Raw genomic sequence first — 22620 nt, forward strand, 5'->3', positions numbered from 1 at the left:
GATCATTTTTTTTCGGTTTAACTCTTTAAAACATTTAGGAGAAACAGCTCCAAAATCAACTGTTTATCTCTCTTCCCCGACTTCATTTCATAGTCCATTTCCGCCAAGGTCTTACTAATCTCCGTTAGCTCATGCTCAGAAAACAGCCGAGCTTGATCAAGAGCAAGCTTTACGCGAAACGGGTGAATTTTTATATTGGAGGCAATGTGTTTTTGACCGTAGCCTTGTTTTTGAAAGTATTTTACGTGATGGATCAGCCTGAATTGATTCATAATTAAAGCCAGCATTTTGATCGGTTCTTCTTTTTGTTTTATTAAATCATAGAAAATTTGCAAGGCTTCTGTTCTTTTTTTACTTACGATTTTGTTAATAAGCTCAAAGATATTTTGCTCAAGGTTTCTGGCCACAAGCGTATTCACATCATCCACCGTGATGTCTTCCTGATTGATTTTGTAGGTGCACAGCTTCTTTACTTCCTGGGCAATTGCAGATAAATTCCCTGATGTAAGCATGAGGAGCTCCTGAGCCGCCTCAGGCTGCATAGTTTTGTTCTCAGCAGCAACGAGATTCAATGTGAACTCTGTTAAATCGGAGCCGCTTAGCTCCTTTGCTTCAACCATGCTTGCTTCCTTTTTCAGGAGTTTCGTCACTTTTTTTCTTTCATCCAGCTTTTCATAAGGGGCGTACAAAATAAATACGGTATACGGCGCCGGAGTTTTTATGTAGGTTTCTAAACGATCAAGCGGGTGATCGATCTTATCTTTTTTCTTTTCCGTTGATAAAAAGGAAGGATTTTTTGCGATAACGAGCCGCTTATCTCCCATAAACGGAAATGTCTCAGCGTCTTCTATGGCATATCCAATCGATTCTTCTTCCAAATCAAAGACAGAGAAATTGAAATCCTTCGTCCCTTCTTCAACGACAGCTTTTTTCAATAAGGAAACCGTTTCTTGTATGAGGTATAGTTCTTTTCCATATATACAATAAACGGGCTCTATCTTTCCTTTTTTAATATCTTTCCAAACTTGTAATACCATCCATATTCAACCTTTCTGCTGCCTGCTGTTCGCATATCTCTATCCTAAACCGGAGCAGAGGAATTAGTAAAGAGAGAAGCAACAAATTGCCTCTCTCATCTATAGTAAACGTCTTTGCAAGGGTCCGGAACTCCTTGCAAAAACGGAATACCATACAAACGGTATATGAAAATGAAAACGTTTCCGATAATGATGGATTTTTCCTTTATTCTCCTCTATACTGAAGTCACGGGGAGGGGTCAAAATGAATGAGTTTGAAAAAAATGTGCAGAGCAAGCGGAATGATGCTGTTGATTCAGCAGTCGGATTTATCGTATCTTTCGGTTTCTTTTCCGTTCTGTTTATTATCGGTACAGTAATTCATTTAATCGGCTCGTAAGACTTCTTCGATTCTCTTTACTGTCAGCCCGCTAAGCTGACGGTTTTTTATTAACGGTCAGTTAGATCCCCGTCGAGGCGGGGGACGGGCTGCCTATAAAAGCGGCGAACTGTTTGAAGGTTCACCTTATTTTGATTTCGGTACTGTATCATATGGAGGGTGGAGCTGAATGGTTCCTTTCTTGTTATCATATACATACTGAATCGAGCCATGCTTATCTGTACGATAAGTATGCACTTGAAAGTCAGATAATATATTCAGCACTTCTTGATGCGGATGCTGGTAACGATTATTTTCCCCTACTGAAATAAAGGCTGCTTTCGGATGGAGTTGTTTAATAAACTCGCTCCCGCTTGAGCCTTTGCTGCCGTGATGTCCCACTTTAAGGATGTCCGCCATTAAAGAAGGATATTTCTTCAATAAACTGAGCTCTCCTTCCTTTTCAAGATCTCCAGTAAGCAGCCAGCTGATATCATTTGCCCGAAACCATAATACGAGCGAGCTGTTATTTTTACTCTCTTTATCAATTTCTTCAGGAGCCAGCACTCGAAAAGTTAAATCATTGATTTCTAAAACATCCCCGCTTTGAACAACCTCTACAGGAATTCCATTTTCCATAGCCTGCGTAATCAGAGATTCATCACTCCTTTCCCGTATAAAACCTATAGGTACAATCAATTTTTTTACTTTCTTTTGAGTGATTAAAACATCCGCTTCGCCAATATGGTCTTGGTCCGCATGTGTTAATACGAGAGCATCAAGCTGCCGAATGCCTTTTGCTGTCAGGAATGGGATAAGGATATTCTTCCCGATGGAAAACTGTGATTTTCTCTTTCGCCATTCTTCCTTTGGAAAGGATACGATTCCTCCCGTGTCTACCAATACATTGCCCTTTGACCGAGGAGCAGAAATAAACATGCTGTCTCCCTGGCCAATATCAAGCATCACAACCTCTCCTTTTGCTAAGAAAGAAGGAGTCAATAGATGAAGGACTACAGCAGCAACTAAAAGGAGCGAAGAAACAAATGAAGCTTTACCCGGACCAGACGTTTCCAGCTTATATAATAAAAGAACAGCGCTCATCACATAGAAAAGAAGCTGAAAAAGACCCGGTTTTACTGTGATGATTTGCACAGGATCAATAGCAGCCATGGTAACCGCGATTTGATGGCTCCACTGCATCAGGAAGTCAAGAAATCGAAAAAAGAAAGCGCCGAGTGAAGGAAAAGCTAGCATAAGGATAAAATTGATTAACGCAAACGGAAGAATAAGCAACGTATAAAAAGGAACAAAGAGAATATTCATTACCAAGCCTAAAAGAGAAACTGATTGAAAGTGGTAAAGAAGGATCGGCAATGAACCTAGCTGTGCAATCAAGGAGACCATGATAAGCTGGCCTATTCGAGAGGCGATTTGCTGAATAATCGATTTTGACATGAGAAGAAAAAAGGTAACAGCAAATGAAAGCTGAAATCCGACTTGAAATAATTGATAGGGATCAATCAGGAGAAGCCCTAAAAATACGAGACATAAAGCATCTGCCGTTTTCAGGCGGACATTGATCAACGAAAACAACAGGAATGCCATTGTCATAAATGCCGCTCTTAACACTGACGGAGATGCACCAGTTATGATCGAATACAGAGGCAGGACAGCTATGAGAAGAAGCTTTGCTGATTCTCTTGTCATTCCAAGACGAAGCAAGACATGATAGAGGGCGGCAGTTAAGATTCCAACATGGAGGCCGGAAATTGCAAGGATATGGATAATTCCGAGCTGCTGATAAGCATCAATGACTTCGGGATCTATATTTTGCTGATCGCCAAATATCAACGCCTGTACAATGCCGGCTGAAGTTTCCGGTACATGCTCTTTAATAAAATCCAATCCAGCTTTTCTGATTTTCTTAAGCGGGAAATTCCCGGTCATCCTGCAATCCTCAATAGAATTTACACGATAGATCCAATGAATCTTTTTATCATGCAAATATTGCTTATAATTAAATGTTCCTGGAACAGTTGCATTTTTCGGTGGTTTCAATTCGCCATTCATCACGCATACATTCCCTGGCTCAAGTTGTGAAAGCTTTGATATTTCGGATGGCTCATTCAAATAATAAACAGCAGAAAAGATTTCTCCTTCCCTCGTCTTAACGTTTGCGGAAAAACGATCTCCGTCTAGTTTTGGAATATCAATAAGTGAAGCCTCCGTACGCAGAGATCCTTCTTCGAAGCGGGTAATATTTATATGGTCTATTAATTTGAAATTGAAGAAAAAGAGAAAAATAAAAAACAGGCATAGAAAAAACAGCTCGATTCGTCTTTGGTAGAGACAATAGATAAAGAGGCAGATAATGACTGGAAGAAAGAAGAGGTTAGAAGAAGATGCAATGGCAATTCCAGCTGCAGATGAAATTGCCAGCAGAAAAAAACGCAGACTCATGAAGAAACATTCGAAGCAAAAAGCCGGTTCGCTTCCTCAAACAGTTTCTTTCTTTCTTCCTCCTCAATACCAGTTGAAGACAGCTTATCAATCAAGCCTTCAACAAAAACTTGTTTTTCTCTGTTTTTTCCGTCTATCATTCTATGATCTACATCTACTTGCTCGACTTTTACATTTGCCTGTTGAAATAATTCCACTGCATATTGATGATTTTTATAATTTTTTGCGTAATACAAACGTCGAATACCTGCTTGAATAATCGATTTACAGCATGGCAAACACGGAAAATGCGTAACGTACATTTCCGCCCCTTCTGTCGGAACGCCGAATTTCGCACATTGCAGGATTGCATTCATTTCCGCATGAATCGTTCGTACACAATGAGAGTCAATGACGTAACATCCCTCATCTATACAGTGCACTCCCCCTGCGATCGAGCCGTTATAGCCCCCGGCAATAATACGCTTGTCCCTGACAATTGTTGCACCAACCTCAAGTCTTGTACATGTGCTTCTCAGTGCGAGCAGATGGCTTTGGGCCATAAAATATTGATCCCAAGAAATTCGTTCTTCCAACCTGGTTCCTCCTTACTCTATTAACCTGTGTTTTAGTTTACATTCCTTGCTCTTTAGAAGTCAATTTACTTTACGGTAATTGAAGGCTTCAATTTTTCAAAAGACTTTTCACCGATTCCGCTGACGTTCATCATGTCTTCAATTGTTTTGAATCCGCCGTTTTCTTCCCGATAAGCAATAATGGTCTCTGCCCTGGACGGCCCTATGCCTGGGAGGGTCTGTAGCTCTTCGGAAGTGGCCGTGTTAATATTCACAGTTTTTGCAGAACCATTTTGCTCCGTGCTTTCAACATTGCTTTGCCCTTCAGGAGCTGCTCCTGAAGCCGCCCCTTCTTCTCCTTTCTTTGGCACATAAATGACCATCCCATCCTGTAATAGCAGGGCAAGATTTAACTGATTTTGATCTGCTCCATCCAATACCCCTCCAGCTTTTTGAATAACATGATGTACCCTGTCACCTGACTGCATATCATAAACACCGGGTTTTTTTACTGCTCCTTTGACATCAATGACTATAGACTGAGGTTGTTCGGGTGGTGTTTCCTCCTGAGGTTTCTCAATAGCTTCTGCAGACACTTCTTTTGGAAGCACTTCATGGTCTTCTTTCTTATTGAGTTCAGCAAAAATATATAGACCAGCACAGATGCAAAACGCTGCTCCTGCAGCTGCCCATTTGTATTTCTTTATCCATTCCACATTCAAGCACCCACTTTCATTCATATTTGACGGTTATTGCACATATCGTTTAGAAGATAAATGGCCTAAGGGGGGATAAGGTTTGAATATCGGCTTTATTGGCACAGGGAATATGGGGACGATATTAATTGAAGCTCTTATCGAATCAAAAGCTGTCAATCCCTCATTTCTTTCGATTACCAACCGCACCTTGGAAAAAGCGAAAACGTTAAAAAACAAATATCCGGAAATTCAATTGGCTGAAACACCAGAGGATGTCATTTTACAAAGCGAACTAATTTTTTTGTGTGTGAAACCTTTAGATATTTACCCTTTTCTCAGCAAGCACAGCCGCTTATTTACTGAAAAACAGTGTTTAATTACCATTACAAGTCCCATTCGAGTTGATCAAATTGAACAGATTGTGCCATGCCAAACCGCTCGAATTATCCCGAGCATAACGAATAGAGCATTCGCAGGAATCTCTCTTATTACGTACGGAAGCAGCTGTACGGACAAGACGAAAACGAACATCTTACAGCTTTTAAAAGGAATATCTCTTCCTGTTCAAATTGAAGAAAGAATTACAAGAGTCGCCTCAGATATTGTAAGCTGCGGCCCGGCTTTTTTCAGCTATTTAGTCCAACGATTCATCGACGCAGCAGTTGCAGAGACAAATATCTCTCATGCTGAAGCGACAGTTCTTTCTAAAGAAATGCTGGTAGGCCTAGGCAAGCTACTTGAAAAAGAGCATTATACACTTCCGTCGCTGCAAGAAAAGGTTTGTGTAAAAGGCGGAGTGACTGGAGAAGGAATTAAAGCATTGGATGAAGGGATTGGGGATATGTTTCACCGCCTGTTCCGATCCACTCATACGAAATTCGAAGAAGACCTTTCTTTAATCAAAAAGCAATTCCCCGCTTCTTCATAATTCTTTCATATCGTTTCAAGAGACGCAAAGAGCGGAAAAGGCATTTTTAAAACCATCGTACCTTTAAACGATGGTTTTTTACTCTTTCTTGGCGACGAAAAAAAGCCGCTCAGACGTATCAGTTGGACTTTTATCTGTAAAGTCAGCGGTCAAACTTTGCAGAGTAAAGCCCGATTTCTCAAGGTATTGAATATATCTGTTGATCGGAAGTGTCTTCTGAAGATGGGTTTCATCGTATCGGACGTATGTATTGTCCCCTTGGTTCACAAAAAAAGTCATATCGTGGAAAACGGAATTTTCAGCATCTCCCATAAAACTTTTCCAAATGACTGAGATCTCATCATCATCATCAGCGTAAGTATGTCCGGGAAACAACTCATTCATTTTATAGTTCGAATGAACGTCAAAGAGCAGCAGACCGGAAGAAGATAGCGTGTGGTAAACTTCCTGGAAGGTCCTTAGCACATCTTCTTCTTCAGTTAAGTAATTTAACGAATCACAGCAAATAACGACTGCGTCAAAACGATTTTCATGCCCGGCTATATCACGCATATCCTGGTTATAAAAATCAATGGATAATTTCTCTGCCAGTGCTTTTTGAATTGCTACAGAGAGCATTTCCTCACTAATATCAATCCCTGTTACTTCGAAGCCATTCTTTGCAAGCCGAAGCGTGAGTTCACCTGTCCCGCAAGCAAGATCCAAAACGCTTCCTTTTTCCTTTCCTGCGGCCTTTATTGACTCGTCAATCCACTTCAGCCATTCATCATACGGTGCATGGGACATCAATTCGTCGTAAACACTCGCAAAGTCCCGGTAAATCATAGAGGCAAATCTTCTTGCGGAGCATCTCCCCACAGCTTTTCCAGGTTGTAGTACCCTCTTTCTTCTTTATGGAATACATGTGCCACCACATCGCCTAGATCAATCAGGATCCACCTTGCTTCATCAAACCCTTCCATTCGTTTGACATGAATCCCGTGCTCCTCTGCCTGATCTTTTACCTCCCTGGCAATGGCTTGAACCTGTTTATCAGAATTGCCGTGGCAAATCAAAAAGTAATCAGCTACCAATGAAATCCCCTGCATATTCAGTGCGATTATTTCTTCGGCGCGCTTGTCATCACAAGCTTCTGCTGCTACTTTTAAAATTGAAGCTTCGTTCATCTAATCTTTCCTCCTAGTTTGAATCAAAAAATTGTAGGTTTCCATCGTCTCAGGATATACGGGCTGATTTTTTTTCAATAAAAAGATAACGGTGTTTTTAACAGCTTGAATGAGTGCCAAATCAAGGCTGTCTTTTGCGAGATCCCGTACCTCGTCCACCCCGGGAAACCTGCGTCCGGGCTCAATATAATCTGCTACATAAACGACCTTCTCAAGGAGAGTCATATCGGCTCTTCCTGACGTATGAAACTTAATTGCTGATAACACATCACGATCTGATATTCCGACTTCTTTTTCGACTAAAAAGGCCCCAACCGGAGCGTGCCAAAGCTCTGGCGAATACTCCAACAGCATCGGTGGCATCTTTTCCCTCAATATGATCTCTTTCATTTCCTCTAATGGACGGAATTTTGCGTAGTCGTGAAAGATTGCTGCGAGCTCTGCTTTTTCCACATCCGCTCCATAGGTTTCAGCAAGACTTATAGAGGTTTCCATCACTCCGATCGTATGAGTATATCGATGCTCTGTCAGCTGAGTTTTTACGCATTCAAGTGCTTGTTCTCGATTCATATAAACCATTCTCCTCTATATAACGCCTAACCTTCTCCGAAATCAAGTAATTAATCGGTTCATTTTTGTCTACACGATCACGAATCATCGTGGAAGAGACTTCAAATTCGGGAACGTCAACAAATCGTACAGGATAAGGAGTGTCCATGTGAAAACCGATTCGTTTTACCCCTGTGAACTGGACAATTTCCAACAGCTCATCAATCTTATGCCACTTAGGCAAATACTCTACCATATCAGCGCCAATAATAAAATAAAATTGATAATCAGGATATTTTTCTTTCAGCAAAACCATTGTATCATACGTATAAGATGGGCCCGGCCGCTCCATTTCGATCAGCTGGAGCTTAAAAGACGGGTTTGACTCGATGGCAAGCTTGAGCATTTCAATCCTGTGCCCGCTGTCAGAAAACTTCTCTTCCTGTTTATGGGGCGGAATTTGATTTGGCAAAAACCAGACTTCATCCAGACATAACCGATGCAATACTTCATTGGCCATTAGCAAATGACCATTATGAGGAGGATCAAACGTCCCGCCAAAAATTCCTATTTTCTTCATCATACCCACCTCAGGCCTCAATTATGGAAGCGTAATTTGCTTGTTCTCTTTAGACTCTTTATACAAAACGATGGTCTTGCCGATCGTTTGGGCGATGTCTGCCCCTGTTCCTTCAGCAATCATTTCAGCGACAGTTGATGTGTCTTCTTCACAATTTTGCAATACACTGATTTTTAACAGCTCTCTCGCTTCCAGCGCATCATTTAATTGTTTGATCATATTTTCATTCACGCCTGCTTTGCCCACTTGAAAAATTGGCGACAAGTGATGGGCCTTTGCACGCAAGAAACGTTTTTGCTTACCTGTTAACATGTTCTCCTCCTAATTTTCCGACAATAATTTCTGCCATTTTTTCAGTATTTGGTTTCATGCCTGTCCAAATGTGAAAAGAAAGGGCAGCCTGCTCAACAAGCATTCCGACTCCATTTAATGTTTGCAATCCTTTGGCTTCTGCTTCTTTTAGCAATGCCGTTTTTAACGGATTGTAAATAATATCACATACGAGACTATTATCTTTGGCCATCTTAAGCGATATAGGCTTTTCAGCTGTGTCTGGATGCATTCCGATTGTAGTCGTTTGAATAATAACATCATATTCAGAAAGATTGCTTTCGGCTTCTTGTATGGTCAAAGCTTCGCCTCTTTGACCTGCCCCAAAATGCTCAATCAAATATACAGCTTTTTCAAGTGTCCGATTGCAAATATCAATCTTTTCGGGAGCGAACTTTGAAAGTGTATAATAAATCGCTCTTGCCGCTCCACCCGCGCCTATGACAAGAATTGAATTTTTCTCAAGCGGCTTGGAAAGAGACGGTTTTATAGACTGTAAGAAACCATTTCCATCTGTGTTATACCCGATTAATTTTCCATTCTCATGCAAAACGGTATTCACTGCTCCAAGCTGCTTGGCACTCTCATCCACATCATCAAGATACTCCATGATAGATACTTTATGAGGGACGGTTACATTAAACCCTTTAATGCCAAGCGACTTGATACCTTTTATTGCATCCGCCAAGTCAGAGTTTTCTACATGAAACGCTTGATAATAGTAATTCAAATTCAAATCTTGAAATGCCGAATTATGAATATCCGGTGACATGGAATGAGAAACTGGATTCCCGATTAGTCCGTATAGATGCTTCATTTCCTCTTACTCCCCTCTATATAAATGATCTTCGCAAAAAGACATGGACACCCTTTGGTGCATAGGCAGCAATGGTTTGGTTCGCGCTTTGCAAAGTTACCCACCCAAGTCCCGAAAAAACAATGTCCGTTTTTGCTTGCTTGATCTGAAAAGTGTGCTTAACGAGTTCCGGAAATTCAGAGACATCTTCAGGGCCAGGCGGCTGAAGCATATCGCCAACATGCTTCTCATACAGCCGATCAGCATTTTCAAGCTTCGTCCGATGGATTTCTATTGCATTTGGTACAAAACAGACGAATGACGAACGATCTCCAGACACAAAGTCCAATCTTGCTAATCCGCCAAAAAACAGCGTTTGTTGTTCGTTCAATTGGTAAATTTTCGGCTTTAGTTCTTTTTTTGGTGTAAGCACCTTTAAGTCTTTTGCATTGATGTAATGAGTCATTTGATGATGGTTAATGATTCCTGGCGTATCATACAAGGAGGTTCCGTCATCAAGAGGTATTTCGATTAGATCGAGCGTTGTACCCGGATAATGGGACGTTGTAATAACCTGATCCTCACCTGATACTTCTTTTATTACCCTATTGATAAAAGTTGATTTGCCTACGTTTGTACAACCTACTACATAGACATCCTTTCCTTGCCGATAAGATTCGATCGCCTGAATCAGTTCTTTTATGCCCTGGCCGCGGTCTGCGCTGATTAGGAAGACATCCAGTGTTTGCAGCCCATTTTCCTTTGCTTCTCTTCTCATCCAATTGATCAAGCGGTCTTTCTTCAAGGATTTAGGCAGGATATCGGCTTTATTCCCTACAAGCAATACAGGATTTTTTCCGACAAATCGGTTTAAACCATTGATCCAGCTCCCGTTAAAATCAAATATGTCAACAATTTTTACAATCAATGAATCCGTCTCGCCGATGGAATGAAGAATTTTTAAAAAGTCGCTGTCATCAAGCGAGACATCCTGTATCTCATTGTAATTTTTTAATCGAAAGCAGCGTTGGCAGATCACTTCATTTTTTAAGAGCGCCGCCTCTGGAGTATAGCCCGGTTCTTCTTTGTTATCGGTTTGGATAGGAACTCCGCAGCCGATACATACTACTTTTTCCATTGTCTGTTATTCCTCCCACTGAATGTGGCCTCTGCGTCTCAAGGCGCTTAAGATCCTTCGTTCAATCTGGCGGTTAAATTTTGTGAAAAAACCATCCGAAGAGGCGACTGGCACAACCAGGATCGTATGGTAGCCGTGCCGATTGCCGCCGAGTACATCTGTCATCAGCTGATCGCCAATCACAACCACATCGTCTTTATTTAATTCCATGTTTTTGACAGCCTTTCGAAAAGCTCTGCCCATTGGCTTTCTTGCTTTATAAATAAAGGGGATCCCAAGCGGTTCTGAAAAAATCTTTACTCGCTTTTCATTATTATTCGAGACGACCGTTACTTTAATCCCATTCTCTTTCATCTCAGCAAACCATTCAATCAACCGCGGTGTGGCACTCGGGCGATCCCATTCCACCAATGTATTATCTAAATCGGTGATGATCCCTTTGACATTTCGTTCACGTAATTTGTCTGGAGTGATGTCGAAAATATCTTTTACAAATTCATCGGGTAAAAAAAACTTTTTCAGCACAGGGCAGCACCTACACCTTTCGTGAAAATTTCATTATGTCGAACACAATCACATTCTGTCAAATTCAAAGAATATTCTAAAAAGTTTTCGACATTTCTTGGTGTTTTCCTACAGTGTGGATTAAATTACACACATTCTCCACACTTAATTTATCTGATATTGGCTAATTTATAAACATGATACCCACAAGTTATCCACTTTTCCATGTGGATAAGAGAACGGTTGTTCTTGTCCATTTTTCATGTTAGATTAATCATACATTAAAACCTAACAGTTTATGTTTCTTCATCAAACAATAGAACCCTAAAATCGGAGGTGCAATTCCCATTAAATGGGTATCAAGTATGAGAAAGCTGTCTGATGAATTACTTATCGAATCTTACTACAAAGCAAATGAAATGAATTTAAACAAAGAGTTTATTGAGCTCATTGAAATTGAAATCAAACGAAGATCACTTAGCCATGTTTTATCCCGTTCTTCATAAATGAAAACATCATTCCTTCTGATCCAAAGAGATATTATATCATTTGCATCTTTACCTTACTACTCCAATCAAAAAAAACACCTCAATGAAAGAGGTGCTATTTATACCCATAAAACCAAAATCCGCCGCCAATAACAAGCAAAACCACCAATAATACGACTATTAGAGCATACCCGTATCCTGTATCACGGGGATAGGCGGGATACGGGTATAGCCAATAATCGTTAGGCAAGCCGTACAGAACGTCCACATCCCTTCTAACCTTTTTATAGTACATTATGAACAAATTTCAGGATGTGATTAGGCGTTTGTCCTTTAGTGTTCTTGAATATACCCATGATCGTTTATCTCATGATAAACCAATCTTGCACCTTTAGGGGTCATATGATTGCCGGAAGGATCTATGAGTCCTGATTCAATTAATTTCTTGTCTGTATCGCCGCCAGCTTCCTTAACGAATGCCTTCCAATTATCGATAAGCGGCACGTTGGTTTCTTTTGCTGTTTCTCTGACAATTTCATTATAGGAATTATGCCAAGCCCTCGCGCCTCCAACTTGTTCAAATGCTTTCGGATCATATATCGAATAATAAAATAATGAATGGTTTGTCCCTTCTATCAGCGGAAGACATGTCATCAGCACTGGCTGGATTCCTCGATCTTTGCTGGACTCCACAAAGTACAAAAGATTTTCTTTAAACCTCTCTTTTGAAACCCTGGGAACATTTCCGGTAAAGATTGCTGCGTCATTCGTACCGAACATTATAAACAGGTAATTGGGTTTATTATCTAGTACATTCTTTTCAAATCTATACCTTGCGTCTTCGGTGGTTTCTCCTGCAATTCCCGCATTGATGATATTATATTCCCCTCTAAGTGAATTACCGAGCAAGTTCACCCATTTTTCTGAAGTCGCATAATGATGAAGGCTCCAATTCGCTCCTTGTGTGTTACTATCTCCAAACGCGACAATTTTTTCTTTCTGGTTGCCTCCACAGCCTGCTGCCAATAAAAGCAGTAGAAGTATTAATGCTTTTTTCAATCATTATCCCTCCATTGCGATTACGTATATGGTAACCTATATACTGATTTGTTTCAAAAGTAAGGGAAATAAAGAAACCTCTCTTATTAGTTGAGAGGTTCAAAGCATTCGGTTTGTTTACTCATCAACATTATTATGAAATAAGCTTTAAGCCGATAACAGAGGCGAGAATCACTCCAATACAAAACAACCTTTTTACATCCTTTGATTCTCCATAAAACAGGATACCTACCAATGCTCCACCTACTGTACCGATTCCCGTCCATACGGCGTATGCTGTTCCCATCGTAATTGTTTCCATTGATTTTGAAAGCAAAAGGAAGCTAAAGGTAAAAGTAACCAGAAGCAGCAAGCCATCCCACCATTTTTTGCTTCGGCTTAATTTATTTAAAAACAATACCCCAAACACTTCAGAAATTCCTGCCAACATAAGAAAAAGCCATTCCATTTAAGAATCAGCTCCTTTCTTTTCCCGGTTTACTGAGATGAGCTTTAGTCCTAAAACCCCGCTCAATAATGTAGTTATAAGAATTAATTTCATCCACTGAAAGGATTCACCAAAAAACAAAATGCCGGTGAGAGTTGTTCCTGCAGTTCCCATTCCGACAAAAACCGCATAGGCCGTTCCAGCTGGGATATTTTTCACTGCTTTTATAACCAAATAAAAGCTTAAAACGAGCAAGCCTGCTGTTGTTGCCCATTCCCATAGATGATCGGCATATTTTAATCCAGTTACCCAGAGAATTTCGATTAATCCTGCTAAATAAATATAAATCCAGCTTTTATTCATTGATTATTGCTCCTTACGTAATTCCCGACCAAAAAATTTGCCAGGAAGCATTGATTCGTTTTTCTGTTCTTTTGTCTCCGCCGTAAATCATTTCGATCGATACGGCATCTAATACTCCCATAAAAGCATTGACGAGCACTTCATTGTTCACATTTTTTCGAATAATATCGTCACTTTTCGCCTGTTCAAACAATGGAAGAAACAGAGCTTCAATTTCATCTAAATACCTGTAGACATCAGCCATCACCTCTTCATATAGATGATTTGGCGGAAAAAAAGACATTCTTAGAAAAAATTTCGCCTTCATATCGTCTTCATACCTTTGTTTATGCTGGTTCAAATATTCGAATAAACAGCTTTCCAGGCCGAGTGAGTATTGATTTTCTAAATATGCTTTTGTGAATGCGATCTCATGATCCAGCGCAAGCTTAAACACCTCAAGAAAAAGCTCATCCTTTCCATTAAAATGAGCGTAGATTGAAGGCTTTTTTATTCCAACAGCGTTCGCAATAGCTGATAATGATGCACCCGCAAATCCGTTTTGCGCAAAGCATGTCAGGGCGGCTTCTTTTATTTTTTCTGTCATTAATGAAATCACCTACCTACCGTTCGTTAGGTTAAGTGTAGCACATTTTTTGTCATGCAAATTAATTTCTTTTTTTCATCAACAGTATAGAAAAGTTAATTGATAACTATAAAGAAAAGCTGACCTCAGAAAGTCACCTATAATGACCTTACTTAGTCAGCCTCCCCATATTCGATTACTCCTATTTTCATTAAATAATTTTACTTTTGAAAGTTCCTTTATTTTTTCTTCAGGTTTTTTATAACGACGTGTCACCTTTTCTAGTTCCTTAATTGCTGTTTCAAATTCTTGTCGAGATAATTGTTTATTAGCGAAGGATAAACATAGTAACGAGAGTGCAATTGGCATTGTATCCACTTGAATATTTACATTGACATCAACATCTGAATTCCCGCTGCGATTAACAGATGAAGAAAGGTTAGATTGAATTTCATTAATAGATCTTTCCTTTATTGATCCATCAAATTGCTGCAAGGAACGATTTTGGATCTGGTGATTTTCCATATAGTGTCCTCTTTTCAAAACTAGTACATCCAAAGGAGCATTCATAAATCTAATGAATACCCCTTTAAATGAATCATATTAATCTAATGCTTGTAATTGCGATATTGTTTTAACTTTTGTTTTTGATCTTGGTCTTGACCTTGTTTTTGATCTTGATCTTGTTTTTGATCCTGATCTTGATCTGCTTCAGCTTTTGAACGAACTTTTGATTTAGAATCAGAATCTACATCTATTTTAAGGTCAACTTTGGAGTTTCCGCTGTTAATAATTTTGGCATTTGCTTCATTGATATTCTTATCTGTGTTTTTTAATTTGTTTTGACTGTCTACATCTGTATCTATATCGTTTTTAAAATCAAATTCGACATCTGACTTCGATTTTGAATCACTGTCTGACTTTGCATGGCTTTGGTTTTTGTTTTTACCATCATTCTTATTCGAAAACCATGGGTTGCTCATGAGTTTTCCCCCTTTCATGAGTATATTATATTCACATTTGCCAAAGTTAATTGGACAAGATAAATAGGTACTATGCGGATTTTAATAACATATATTAATTGTTGCGCTCCACGCATGCTGCATCATCACTTTTTGAATTGCTCGTTTAAAAATAAATTCATCTCCTCTTTCTAAAGCTATTTCAGGTGGTACAGACACAAACAAACTCCCTTCCACATATAGTACGAATAGGCAAGTGCCTAGATCTTTTGTGGAGGTGAAGAATTATGTCAAGTATTCTAGCAACGCTCGGGATTGTGATTAAGGAGCTTGTTTTCTTAGTATCATACGTGAAAAATAATGCCTTTCCACAACCGCTCTCAAGCGGAGATGAAAAGAAATACTTAGAATCAATGGCAAATGGGGATGAGCATGCCCGAAACATGCTGATTGAACATAACCTTCGATTGGTCGCCCACATCGTTAAAAAATTTGAAAACACTGGAGAAGATGCGGAGGATTTAATTTCCATCGGTACGATTGGTCTTATAAAGGCGATCGAAAGCTACTCGTCCGGTAAAGGAACGAAGCTGGCCACCTATGCTGCACGCTGTATAGAAAATGAGATATTTATAACAATAGGGTACAGCATTGCATGCTGTACCCTAAAAAGTGATGATATCCACTGTTTCTGAATCTTTTATAATGACCTGCTTTACAAGCAATCTAATTAGATCCCTCTGATCATCTAATGTCATGTTCTTACCTTTAAAAGTTCGATAATAATCAATTGCAGATTTAAGAGCTATTTGACTGACTGAATGTTCCTTATCACCTTTTATTTCTTCTTCCATCTGTGTATACTGTTCTTTAAGATTATTCTCTTTTTGTTGCAATTCCACCATTTGTTCTTTAATTTCTTCTATATCAATATCATCATCACTTAGGCTGATCAACTTGATTAATCGCTGACGGCCTTTTTTTGCTTTTTCAATTTCTAACTTCATCATCTCTAATTCTTCTTTTTGGTACGTTTCTTTTTTCTTTTCTTGATGGACAGAAATTTTATCCGGATTATTTATAAATTCCTGAACGCCTTCCCATACCCACCGATTTAATTTATTTTCGCTCATAGATTTGCCGCAGCCTTTATACTTTGCACCCGCATAATTTTTTCGACACTCGTAAATAAAAAAATCTTTCCCGTGAGATTTCCTTTTCCGCCCAGTCATGGTGCCATTACATATGCCACACCTAACCAAACCTGATAATAAATAATCATGTTTTCCGTAATTAGTTGACCTTCTTCGTCCTTGACCTAATAGATCCTGAGCATAGTTAAACTGTTCTTCCGATATAATTGAAGGAATCTTCATATATACCCATTCTTCTTCAGGCTTAATTTTTTGAATGGATTTATTCCCCGATTGTTTGCTTACATATGAGCCAACAGTATCCCACCTGTTCTGCACATAATCCCCTGTATAAGCTCTATTCATGAGGATTTGCCTTACAACCTGACGATGCCAAACCTTTGCTTTATTTTTGGTTTTAACTCCAATCTCGGATAAATGTAGAGCAATTCCATTAATTCCTTTGAATCTGCTTTTGGGATCCGTATAGTAATCAAAAATCATGCGAACGATTTTTGCTTCTTCTTCATTAATCTCATAGGTTTCTTTTTCTTTATTGTAGTCATAGCCGAAGAGATTTGAATTTTTCACCACTTTCCCCTTTTTAGCCTTTGATAGCCGGCCAGAAGACGTTCTTTCTTTAATTTTCGCTTTTTCAAATTCTGAAATTGCACCACGTAAAGAGAAAAAGAGCTGCCCTTCTGGACTGTTTGCATATTCACCATTGACGAAAACCATCGTAATTTTCTGTTTCCGCAGCTCGTCATCAAGAATTAACTGGTTCATTAGTTTCCTTGATAACCGGTCAGGATCATAACATATTAACTTGTCAATCAACCCTTTTTTCGCATCTTCACGCAGTCGATTTAATCCCGGACGCTCCATTAGTTCTCCTGAAAACCCCTCATCCGCGTACTTTAATACATCATGGGTTCCTGCTTTTTTCATGCAAGCTTCTATTTGATTCTCTATGCTGTATCCCCTGGTCGCTTGTTCCTCGGTCGATACCCTTACGTAAATCGCTATCACGTTGGCGCTCCATCTCCTTTCGGTAGAGATTTATTAAATAATCATAGCAAGCATGAACGCATTTGTCAGCATGTGGTCCTTCAATAATCCTCACCTTCATGATGAACACCCCCATACTCATGGATATGTTCACTGGAGTTGTACAAATGGCTGTTTTCTCCATGAGAAAGAGGATAAAAAAAGAAGCCCTAACCTATGAGCCTGCTTCCTTTTGAATTATAAAAGTCCGCTTTTTATCCCGAAAAAGGCTTTTTAACAAATCACTGAATTATTTAGGGAAAACCGATTCTTCATTTATACGTGACCCTACAAGTAATGCTCCTTAAACTTAAGATATAAATATTTATATGCGGTATATCCCATACCAGCTCCTAGGGTGTTTAAGAGAATATCATCTATATCAACACTTCTATATGTAATGCCTATTAACTGAGATATTCCAAATTGAAGTAATTCTATTAATAGTGCAACTAGGAAACCTAACAACAAAATTTTCTTTAGTGTGTTAAATTTCGATAACAATGGCATCAAACACCCTAAAGGGAATAAAAGGATTAAGTTACCACCAAGTTGGGTAAGAATAATGGATTCAAACCCAGTATTTAAAATCCCAATTATTGAGTAAAGTGGGATAAAATTATGTGGCTCCTCGTAACCACCTGAGATACTATCTGCTATTAATCTAGCGTCCACAGGAATCGGAAAAAGTGTAACGGATACTACCCCACTTAAGTAAATAAATGTTGCAAAAATAAAGATACTTCTTTCTAAAGAATAACGAGCTTTCTTTAAAAAAATCACTTTGTAAACCCTTACCATAATAAAAACAATGTAAACGCTTAATCCGATTGCGTAAGGTAAGGTTTCGTTTATCATTTAATCACCCTTTTTCAAGAAATATCCTATAATTAGAATTCTATAAAGAGCTACTTGTTCCTTCTTTATCTTAGGATCGTTACATTTTCACATTTAATTTTTTAAAATTTTCCTTCCCCTTTTCTGTTAACAAAAGAGACCGATTTTCATGATTTCTTTCTACCCATTTATTCTCTATAAAATGGTCAGTTGCAGCAGCCCCTAAAGCACCTGCTAGATGATAACGACGTTCACTCCAATCAAGGCATTTTCGAGCAAACGCTCTTTTCTTCTTTTGAAGTTGGTCAATATTTATCCCTAAACTCTGAAAAAAAGCAGTACCTGTCTGAGTTAAAACATAGTCTCTTTCCTTTTCGATAATAAAACTGTTATCAAGTAGATATTGTGTCCAATTTACACCTAGAGTACCTGCCAAATGGTCATAACAAGTGCGAGCATAATGAATGGAATCCTTAGTTCTGCTCTCTTTTAAAGATTGAACTTTGGGTGTTGGTGCAAAAGAGGATAACATTTCAATCATCTCAGCTACTTCAACACTTGCCAATCGGTAATAGCGATAACGACCATGTTTTTCTACTGCCAATAAATTTCCTTCAACTAATTTTGCTAAATGAGAACTTGCGGTTTGAATTGTGATCTTTGTCTGAGTGGCTAACTCACTAGCAGTAAAGGATTTTCCGTTCATTAAGGATTCTAAGATTGAAGCTCTGGATTTATCAGCTATCAAAGCTGCAACAACAGAAACACTTGGCTCTACACTCACTCTATCACCTCTAAATATTTCATACTTCGATCGTCGTCTAAGTCATTATATTCTATAATTATAACTAAAAATAAGAGTGGCTGTTATTTTTTGTATGAATTCAATATAGAAGGAGTGCGATACCAAGTGAAATTGAAAAGGACATTTCGTTCCTTAAGCATCCGTAATTATAGGTTATATTTTTTTGCACAAATCATTTCTACATCAGGATTATGGATACAACTTGTCGCTGAAAACTGGCTAGTGGTTCAGTTAGGTGGTTCTGGTCTAATGCTTGGAATTACAACTGCTATTCAATTTACACCTTTGCTATTTCTAAGTGTTTATGGTGGTGTTTTGGTGGATAGATGGAACAAGCATACCCTTTTAATGTTTACTCAGATTTCATCAAGTATTTTAGCGCTCCTTCTTGGAATACTGGCTCTTACAGGAAGTGTACAAATATGGATGATATGGATTATCGCATTCTTATTGGGATGTGTGAATGCATTGGATACACCTGGTCGTCAAGTATTCACAAGAGAATTAGTGGGGCCAAAACATTTAACAAATGCAGTAGCTTTAAATAATACGATTAGCACTAGCGGGAGAGTGATTGGCCCTGTAATTGGAGCAATCCTGATTTCTATTTCAGAAGTAGGTGTTTGCTTTTTAATAAATGCAGCTTCATATATTGCAGTTATTATCGCTTTACTAAAGATAAATAAAAGTCAGCTACAAGTAGAGTCTGTAGTAACTCGCAAACATGGTCAGGTGAAGGAAGGATTGATTCATATTTGGAATCATCCTAAATTGAGGACAACTTTACTTATTATGTTTATTACAGCTACTTTTGGCTTGAACTTTCAAGTGTTGCTTCCTTTATTTACTTCCCAAACATTTCAACAAAGTGGTGAATGGTATGGATTACTTATGTCTAGTCTTGGTATCGGATCAGTCATAGGGTCACTTTTGATAGCAAGTTGGAAAGACCCTACTGTAAAACGGGTAGCTCTTCTTTCCACTGTATTCGGAATCACTATAGTTGCAGTAGCATTGTCCCCCACACTGCCAGTTGCCTTCATAACAGTTGGATTAATGGGGGTAGGAAGTAGTTTGTTCTTAACAGCTTGTTCGGGGTGTCTTCAATTAAATGCAGGAGATGGTATGAGTGGAAGAGTGATGGCGATGTATTATGTTGCCTTTTTAGGAACTGCACCTATAGGAGGAACAGCAGTTGGATGGATTGCTGAAATTTGGGGACCTAGATCAGCATTTGCTTTAAGTGCAATTGCATGTATGGCAGCTAGTGGGTTTGCCTTTTTTGGACCTAATAAGTACAAAACAAATATGAAAAAAACAGAAACACGTGCATAAAAATCTTCAAGCGAGAAGTTAGCGTTACATAAATATCCTTCCTAATTAAAGAAGCCTACCTCATTGGTGGGCTTCTTCTCGTATATTGGTATTCGGTACTACCCATCCTTTTCGAGAAAAAAGAGGTGATAATCCCAGGAGAGATTCGAACTCCCGACCGACGGCTTAGAAGGCCGTTGATCTTTTTGCAGTGGTTGGATAAATACTGATAACAAAGCCTTTTGTATCAACGTTCTTTAACCTTAAATGACAAGAAATTCACCTCAAATAAATGAATATTACTCGATTCCTGCCCCATTTCTGCCCCATCTGCCCCAATATAAGAAGATGAGATAAGAAAGTCCATGAACAATAAATTAAGAAGCTCTACTTAATTGGTTGGCTTCTGTTGATGCAATTTCGAGATCTAATCTTTATCAGGATCATTTTGTTTATTGTCTTCGACCTAGCGTTCCATTTACTTGCGATAGAGTTTTAATAGATAAGACATAGATCTTAAGACATCTTTGAAAGAACGACTAGCAATAAATAGATAATAAGTAAAACCACTCTATTCTTTGTAGAGAGTTTATCCTTTTTTTGATTGGAATATTGCTGAATTAAAGGTTTTGCATATTGAATAAGCAGACTATGAAATTCTTGTTGGGATTGAGAAGCACTCAATGTTTTTTTGGGGATAGTGATCGCTTTTAAGTCTTCGACATATAAGAAATAGTATGATTTGTCGTCAATTACTCGAACTAATTCATTCCACCTATAGAAAGATGTTTCTTTTCCACGATCGAACATAATCCCATTTTCATTCATGGAGATTTTTCTTTCATCCAAAACCCCAGGTTCTTTAAGGGATAATTTGAACCTAAGATAATATACGAATTGTTCAAGTAGAGGGAAGATAACAACAGACCATAAGAAGGTATGGAATAGAACACGGGCAATTTTTAAATAGATTGGAGCCTCAACACTCCATACATCTAGTGTGTACATTATAAATGCAAGTATTGGAACGAGTAAATAGATTAAACGAAGCCTGTTTCTTAATCTTCTAGAAGAAGTGCGTGCTTTTTTTCGATAAGCCCATATATCATTTGGTTCTAGCTGATAATGAAGCTCCATATCAACATCATCCTTAATTTCTTTAAATTTTCTTCTTACCAATCAGTTATATGAAACACCCTATATTCTGATTTAAAATTATTCTTTAAAGAGCTAATACTTCCTTCCTAACCTGAATGCACATTAAGAAAAAAGGCGATGCTATCTTCAAACATCGCACAGGTTAGTTGAAGAACTATAAAATTATTATTTTGTTCAATTTTTTCTTGCTGTCCAAATAGTCCATCTATCTTTTTCAATAATTTGTTCCCCATTCTCTGTTTTTAATTGTTGTTTAATATAATCTACAAGATTTTGTAATTGATTATCTGTTAACTCATGAAGAATAGAACGCCCTGTACGACTTAACAAATCATTGGATAATTGATCTACTTCATTATAAATTGATCTTGTTTCCCATAACTTGTATTCTTTAATCTTTTGAAAACCTGCATTTAGTAACGCTTGATGTACTTCTTCACTTGAATATCTTCGTGAAATTTCTTTTTCTTTTAAATTAGGATATTTTGAAAAAAAATAACCCCTTATATGTGTCGAACTTCCTTTTAACAAACAATCTTCAGGTGTTCTATCTTGAATAATGCATGAACCACCCTTCTTAAGTAGGCGGAAAGTTTCTTTAAAACATGAAGATAAATCTGTTATATGGTGTATCACGGCTCTTTCTAGAACAACATCATATTGTTCGCCTGGCAGTTTTGTATCCAATGCATTACCAACTTTGAAATCTATATTATTGTGATCCTTACAATTATCCTTTGCAGATATAAGCATTTGTTCGGAAAAATCTAATCCTGTTACATAAGAAGCTCCCATTTCTGAAAGTGCTTTTGTGTAAATCCCTCCACCACAACCTATATCTAGAGCTTTTTTTCCTTTAACATCGTAAATTTCTCTTATTTTATTTATCCAAGTTGAATTGGCTAACCGTTTAGAGTATGTGAAACGATTTTTTTCATTATGAAAATCAATTGGCAAAGAATCTCCCCCTTCAAAGATATATCTATACCAATTTTAACCAAAGATTACGATAAGTAAATTTGATTATTTTTATAAAAGTGAATAACTTTTACTTATTAAATTATTTATATAATTCAGTTTTCTCTTCCTATCCTGGTCCGTAAGTCAATATAAAAAAAGAAGTGTTGAATCCCAGGAGGGTTCGAACTCCCGACCAACGACTTAGAAGGCCGGTGATCTTTTTGCCGTGGTTTGTTAAATGCTGATAACAAAGCCTTTTGTATCAAGGTTCTTTAACCTTAAATGACATGAAATTCACCTAAAATAAATGAAAATTACTCGATTCATGCCCCATTTCTGCCCCAATATATGAAGATGAGATAAAGAAAGTACCTGAACAATAAATTAAGAAGCCATACATA

The 22620-nt window shown here is 38.3% G+C and carries 28 protein-coding genes and 1 pseudogene; 5 read left to right on the forward strand and 24 right to left on the reverse strand.

All coding sequences use genetic code 11. The features are described 5' to 3' along the window. Positions 1–17 precede the first annotated feature (17 nt). Positions 18–1037 (reverse strand): DNA polymerase III subunit delta, encoded by a 1020-nt coding sequence (holA, locus tag AM592_RS08765; RefSeq protein ID WP_053603449.1) that lies wholly within the window; start codon positions 1035–1037, stop codon positions 18–20. Between the two features lie 244 nt (positions 1038–1281). Between holA and AM592_RS23235 the strand changes: the two genes are divergently transcribed. Continuing rightward, on the forward strand, positions 1282–1416 hold the full coding sequence (locus AM592_RS23235) for a YqzM family protein (RefSeq protein ID WP_082363884.1): 135 nt from the start codon (positions 1282–1284) through the stop codon (positions 1414–1416). A 126-nt stretch (positions 1417–1542) separates the two neighbouring features. Here AM592_RS23235 and AM592_RS08770 read toward each other — a convergent pair whose 3' ends face one another. The 3 genes from AM592_RS08770 to AM592_RS08780 form a co-directional block, all read right to left on the reverse strand. Beyond that, the gene (locus AM592_RS08770) at positions 1543–3858 is read right to left on the reverse strand and encodes a DNA internalization-related competence protein ComEC/Rec2 (protein ID WP_053603450.1); all 2316 of its coding nucleotides are present in this window, start codon (positions 3856–3858) and stop codon (positions 1543–1545) included. Further along, the gene (locus AM592_RS08775) at positions 3855–4433 is read right to left on the reverse strand and encodes a ComE operon protein 2 (protein ID WP_098945217.1); all 579 of its coding nucleotides are present in this window, start codon (positions 4431–4433) and stop codon (positions 3855–3857) included. The genes AM592_RS08770 and AM592_RS08775 overlap by 4 nt, the downstream gene beginning before the upstream one ends. A 65-nt stretch (positions 4434–4498) precedes the next feature. Further along, on the reverse strand, positions 4499–5128 hold the full coding sequence (locus AM592_RS08780; protein WP_053603451.1) for a helix-hairpin-helix domain-containing protein: 630 nt from the start codon (positions 5126–5128) through the stop codon (positions 4499–4501). Between the two features lie 82 nt (positions 5129–5210). Between AM592_RS08780 and comER the strand changes: the two genes are divergently transcribed. Further along, positions 5211–6038 carry a late competence protein ComER gene (gene comER / locus AM592_RS08785; protein ID WP_053603452.1) on the forward strand — a complete coding sequence of 276 codons (828 nt, stop codon included), beginning with the start codon at positions 5211–5213 and terminating at the stop codon, positions 6036–6038. Positions 6039–6116: 78 nt separating this feature from the next. Here the strand turns inward: comER and AM592_RS08790 are convergent, their stop codons facing one another. The 8 genes from AM592_RS08790 to AM592_RS08825 are packed head-to-tail and all read right to left on the reverse strand — an operon-like array spanning position 6117 to position 11122. Next, positions 6117–6863, reverse strand: coding sequence for a class I SAM-dependent DNA methyltransferase (locus AM592_RS08790; protein WP_053603453.1), 747 nt, complete (start codon positions 6861–6863; stop codon positions 6117–6119). Further along, positions 6860–7204 carry a ribosome silencing factor gene (gene rsfS / locus AM592_RS08795; protein WP_053603454.1) on the reverse strand — a complete coding sequence of 115 codons (345 nt, stop codon included), beginning with the start codon at positions 7202–7204 and terminating at the stop codon, positions 6860–6862. The genes AM592_RS08790 and rsfS overlap by 4 nt, the downstream gene beginning before the upstream one ends. Next, positions 7205–7774, reverse strand: a complete 570-nt coding sequence (gene yqeK, locus AM592_RS08800) for a bis(5'-nucleosyl)-tetraphosphatase (symmetrical) YqeK (protein ID WP_053603455.1) — start codon at positions 7772–7774, stop codon at positions 7205–7207. Next, positions 7752–8333: a nicotinate-nucleotide adenylyltransferase gene (locus tag AM592_RS08805; RefSeq protein WP_053603456.1), complete on the reverse strand. Its 582-nt coding sequence runs from the start codon at positions 8331–8333 to the stop codon at positions 7752–7754. The genes yqeK and AM592_RS08805 overlap by 23 nt, the downstream gene beginning before the upstream one ends. A 21-nt stretch (positions 8334–8354) precedes the next feature. After that, positions 8355–8645: a ribosome assembly RNA-binding protein YhbY gene (gene yhbY, locus AM592_RS08810; protein WP_053603457.1), complete on the reverse strand. Its 291-nt coding sequence runs from the start codon at positions 8643–8645 to the stop codon at positions 8355–8357. Beyond that, entirely contained in the window at positions 8632–9480 is an 849-nt protein-coding gene (gene aroE, locus AM592_RS08815; RefSeq protein WP_053603458.1) for a shikimate dehydrogenase, read from the reverse strand. Before aroE ends, yhbY begins: the two co-directional genes overlap by 14 nt. Positions 9481–9496: 16 nt before the next feature. After that, positions 9497–10597, reverse strand: coding sequence for a ribosome biogenesis GTPase YqeH (yqeH, locus tag AM592_RS08820; RefSeq protein WP_053603459.1), 1101 nt, complete (start codon positions 10595–10597; stop codon positions 9497–9499). Positions 10598–10603: 6 nt separating this feature from the next. Further along, positions 10604–11122 carry a YqeG family HAD IIIA-type phosphatase gene (locus AM592_RS08825; protein WP_053603460.1) on the reverse strand — a complete coding sequence of 173 codons (519 nt, stop codon included), beginning with the start codon at positions 11120–11122 and terminating at the stop codon, positions 10604–10606. 344 nt (positions 11123–11466) lie between these two features. Here AM592_RS08825 and sda point away from each other — a divergent pair, with 344 nt between their 5' ends. After that, a complete protein-coding gene (gene sda, locus AM592_RS08830; protein ID WP_053603461.1) occupies positions 11467–11607 on the forward strand; it encodes a sporulation histidine kinase inhibitor Sda in 141 nt (46 codons plus the stop codon). 97 nt (positions 11608–11704) lie between these two features. On the opposite strand, the gene AM592_RS24120 is transcribed toward sda, so the two are convergent. The 7 genes from AM592_RS24120 to AM592_RS08860 all read right to left on the reverse strand — a co-directional run bounded on the left by AM592_RS24120 (position 11705) and on the right by AM592_RS08860 (position 14986). After that, positions 11705–11857, reverse strand: a complete 153-nt coding sequence (locus AM592_RS24120) for a hypothetical protein (RefSeq protein WP_158320297.1) — start codon at positions 11855–11857, stop codon at positions 11705–11707. A gap of 65 nt (positions 11858–11922) precedes the next feature. Then, complete coding sequence (locus tag AM592_RS08835; RefSeq protein ID WP_053603462.1) at positions 11923–12648, reverse strand: SGNH/GDSL hydrolase family protein; 726 nt, start codon at positions 12646–12648, stop codon at positions 11923–11925. A 133-nt stretch (positions 12649–12781) separates the two neighbouring features. Continuing rightward, entirely contained in the window at positions 12782–13096 is a 315-nt protein-coding gene (locus AM592_RS08840; protein WP_053603463.1) for a DMT family transporter, read from the reverse strand. Beyond that, positions 13097–13438: a DMT family transporter gene (locus AM592_RS08845; protein WP_053603464.1), complete on the reverse strand. Its 342-nt coding sequence runs from the start codon at positions 13436–13438 to the stop codon at positions 13097–13099. It abuts the gene before it with no gap. 13 nt (positions 13439–13451) lie between these two features. Further along, the gene (locus AM592_RS08850; protein ID WP_053603465.1) at positions 13452–14024 is read right to left on the reverse strand and encodes a TetR/AcrR family transcriptional regulator; all 573 of its coding nucleotides are present in this window, start codon (positions 14022–14024) and stop codon (positions 13452–13454) included. 156 nt (positions 14025–14180) lie between these two features. Then, positions 14181–14528, reverse strand: a complete 348-nt coding sequence (locus tag AM592_RS08855) for a hypothetical protein (protein ID WP_053603466.1) — start codon at positions 14526–14528, stop codon at positions 14181–14183. A gap of 83 nt (positions 14529–14611) precedes the next feature. Further along, positions 14612–14986 carry a hypothetical protein gene (locus tag AM592_RS08860; protein ID WP_053603467.1) on the reverse strand — a complete coding sequence of 125 codons (375 nt, stop codon included), beginning with the start codon at positions 14984–14986 and terminating at the stop codon, positions 14612–14614. 266 nt (positions 14987–15252) lie between these two features. Between AM592_RS08860 and AM592_RS08865 the strand changes: the two are divergent. Next, positions 15253–15600: pseudogene (locus AM592_RS08865) on the forward strand (sigma-70 family RNA polymerase sigma factor); the annotation flags it as partial. A 30-nt stretch (positions 15601–15630) separates the two neighbouring features. Here the strand turns inward: AM592_RS08865 and AM592_RS08870 are convergent. From AM592_RS08870 to AM592_RS08880, 3 genes are all read right to left on the reverse strand, one after another. Next, positions 15631–17127 (reverse strand): recombinase family protein, encoded by a 1497-nt coding sequence (locus AM592_RS08870; RefSeq protein WP_053603468.1) that lies wholly within the window; start codon positions 17125–17127, stop codon positions 15631–15633. Positions 17128–17433: 306 nt separating this feature from the next. Beyond that, complete coding sequence (locus AM592_RS08875) at positions 17434–18003, reverse strand: VanZ family protein (protein WP_053603469.1); 570 nt, start codon at positions 18001–18003, stop codon at positions 17434–17436. 79 nt (positions 18004–18082) lie between these two features. Next, on the reverse strand, positions 18083–18766 hold the full coding sequence (locus AM592_RS08880; RefSeq protein WP_053603470.1) for an ArsR/SmtB family transcription factor: 684 nt from the start codon (positions 18764–18766) through the stop codon (positions 18083–18085). A 126-nt stretch (positions 18767–18892) separates the two neighbouring features. Here AM592_RS08880 and AM592_RS08885 point away from each other — a divergent pair, with 126 nt between their 5' ends. Further along, positions 18893–20122: an MFS transporter gene (locus AM592_RS08885; protein ID WP_053603471.1), complete on the forward strand. Its 1230-nt coding sequence runs from the start codon at positions 18893–18895 to the stop codon at positions 20120–20122. Between the two features lie 495 nt (positions 20123–20617). Here the strand turns inward: AM592_RS08885 and AM592_RS08890 are convergent, their stop codons facing one another. Together AM592_RS08890 and AM592_RS08895 are read right to left on the reverse strand one after the other, a co-directional pair. After that, positions 20618–21238 carry a YcxB family protein gene (locus tag AM592_RS08890; RefSeq protein WP_053603472.1) on the reverse strand — a complete coding sequence of 207 codons (621 nt, stop codon included), beginning with the start codon at positions 21236–21238 and terminating at the stop codon, positions 20618–20620. Positions 21239–21433: 195 nt separating this feature from the next. Beyond that, entirely contained in the window at positions 21434–22216 is a 783-nt protein-coding gene (locus tag AM592_RS08895; RefSeq protein ID WP_053603473.1) for a class I SAM-dependent methyltransferase, read from the reverse strand. Positions 22217–22620 lie beyond the last annotated feature (404 nt).

This window comes from Bacillus gobiensis, assembly GCF_001278705.1.
Lineage (GTDB): Bacteria > Bacillota > Bacilli > Bacillales > Bacillaceae > Bacillus > Bacillus gobiensis.

Coding starts and splice junctions, on each gene's coding strand:
- AM592_RS08805 (WP_053603456.1), bottom strand. CDS start 8,333: ATGAAGAAAATAGGAATTTTTGGCGGGACGTTTGATCCTCCTCATAAT.
- holA (WP_053603449.1), bottom strand. CDS start 1,037: ATGGTATTACAAGTTTGGAAAGATATTAAAAAAGGAAAGATAGAGCCC.
- AM592_RS23235 (WP_082363884.1), top strand. CDS start 1,282: ATGAATGAGTTTGAAAAAAATGTGCAGAGCAAGCGGAATGATGCTGTT.
- AM592_RS08850 (WP_053603465.1), bottom strand. CDS start 14,024: ATGACAGAAAAAATAAAAGAAGCCGCCCTGACATGCTTTGCGCAAAAC.
- AM592_RS08860 (WP_053603467.1), bottom strand. CDS start 14,986: ATGAGCAACCCATGGTTTTCGAATAAGAATGATGGTAAAAACAAAAAC.
- AM592_RS08855 (WP_053603466.1), bottom strand. CDS start 14,528: ATGGAAAATCACCAGATCCAAAATCGTTCCTTGCAGCAATTTGATGGA.
- AM592_RS08845 (WP_053603464.1), bottom strand. CDS start 13,438: ATGAATAAAAGCTGGATTTATATTTATTTAGCAGGATTAATCGAAATT.
- AM592_RS08770 (WP_053603450.1), bottom strand. CDS start 3,858: ATGAGTCTGCGTTTTTTTCTGCTGGCAATTTCATCTGCAGCTGGAATT.
- aroE (WP_053603458.1), bottom strand. CDS start 9,480: ATGAAGCATCTATACGGACTAATCGGGAATCCAGTTTCTCATTCCATG.
- sda (WP_053603461.1), top strand. CDS start 11,467: ATGAGAAAGCTGTCTGATGAATTACTTATCGAATCTTACTACAAAGCA.
- AM592_RS08840 (WP_053603463.1), bottom strand. CDS start 13,096: ATGGAATGGCTTTTTCTTATGTTGGCAGGAATTTCTGAAGTGTTTGGG.
- rsfS (WP_053603454.1), bottom strand. CDS start 7,204: ATGAACGAAGCTTCAATTTTAAAAGTAGCAGCAGAAGCTTGTGATGAC.
- AM592_RS08790 (WP_053603453.1), bottom strand. CDS start 6,863: ATGATTTACCGGGACTTTGCGAGTGTTTACGACGAATTGATGTCCCAT.
- AM592_RS08890 (WP_053603472.1), bottom strand. CDS start 21,238: ATGGAGCTTCATTATCAGCTAGAACCAAATGATATATGGGCTTATCGA.
- yqeH (WP_053603459.1), bottom strand. CDS start 10,597: ATGGAAAAAGTAGTATGTATCGGCTGCGGAGTTCCTATCCAAACCGAT.
- yqeK (WP_053603455.1), bottom strand. CDS start 7,774: ATGAATCGAGAACAAGCACTTGAATGCGTAAAAACTCAGCTGACAGAG.
- AM592_RS08875 (WP_053603469.1), bottom strand. CDS start 18,003: ATGATAAACGAAACCTTACCTTACGCAATCGGATTAAGCGTTTACATT.
- yhbY (WP_053603457.1), bottom strand. CDS start 8,645: ATGTTAACAGGTAAGCAAAAACGTTTCTTGCGTGCAAAGGCCCATCAC.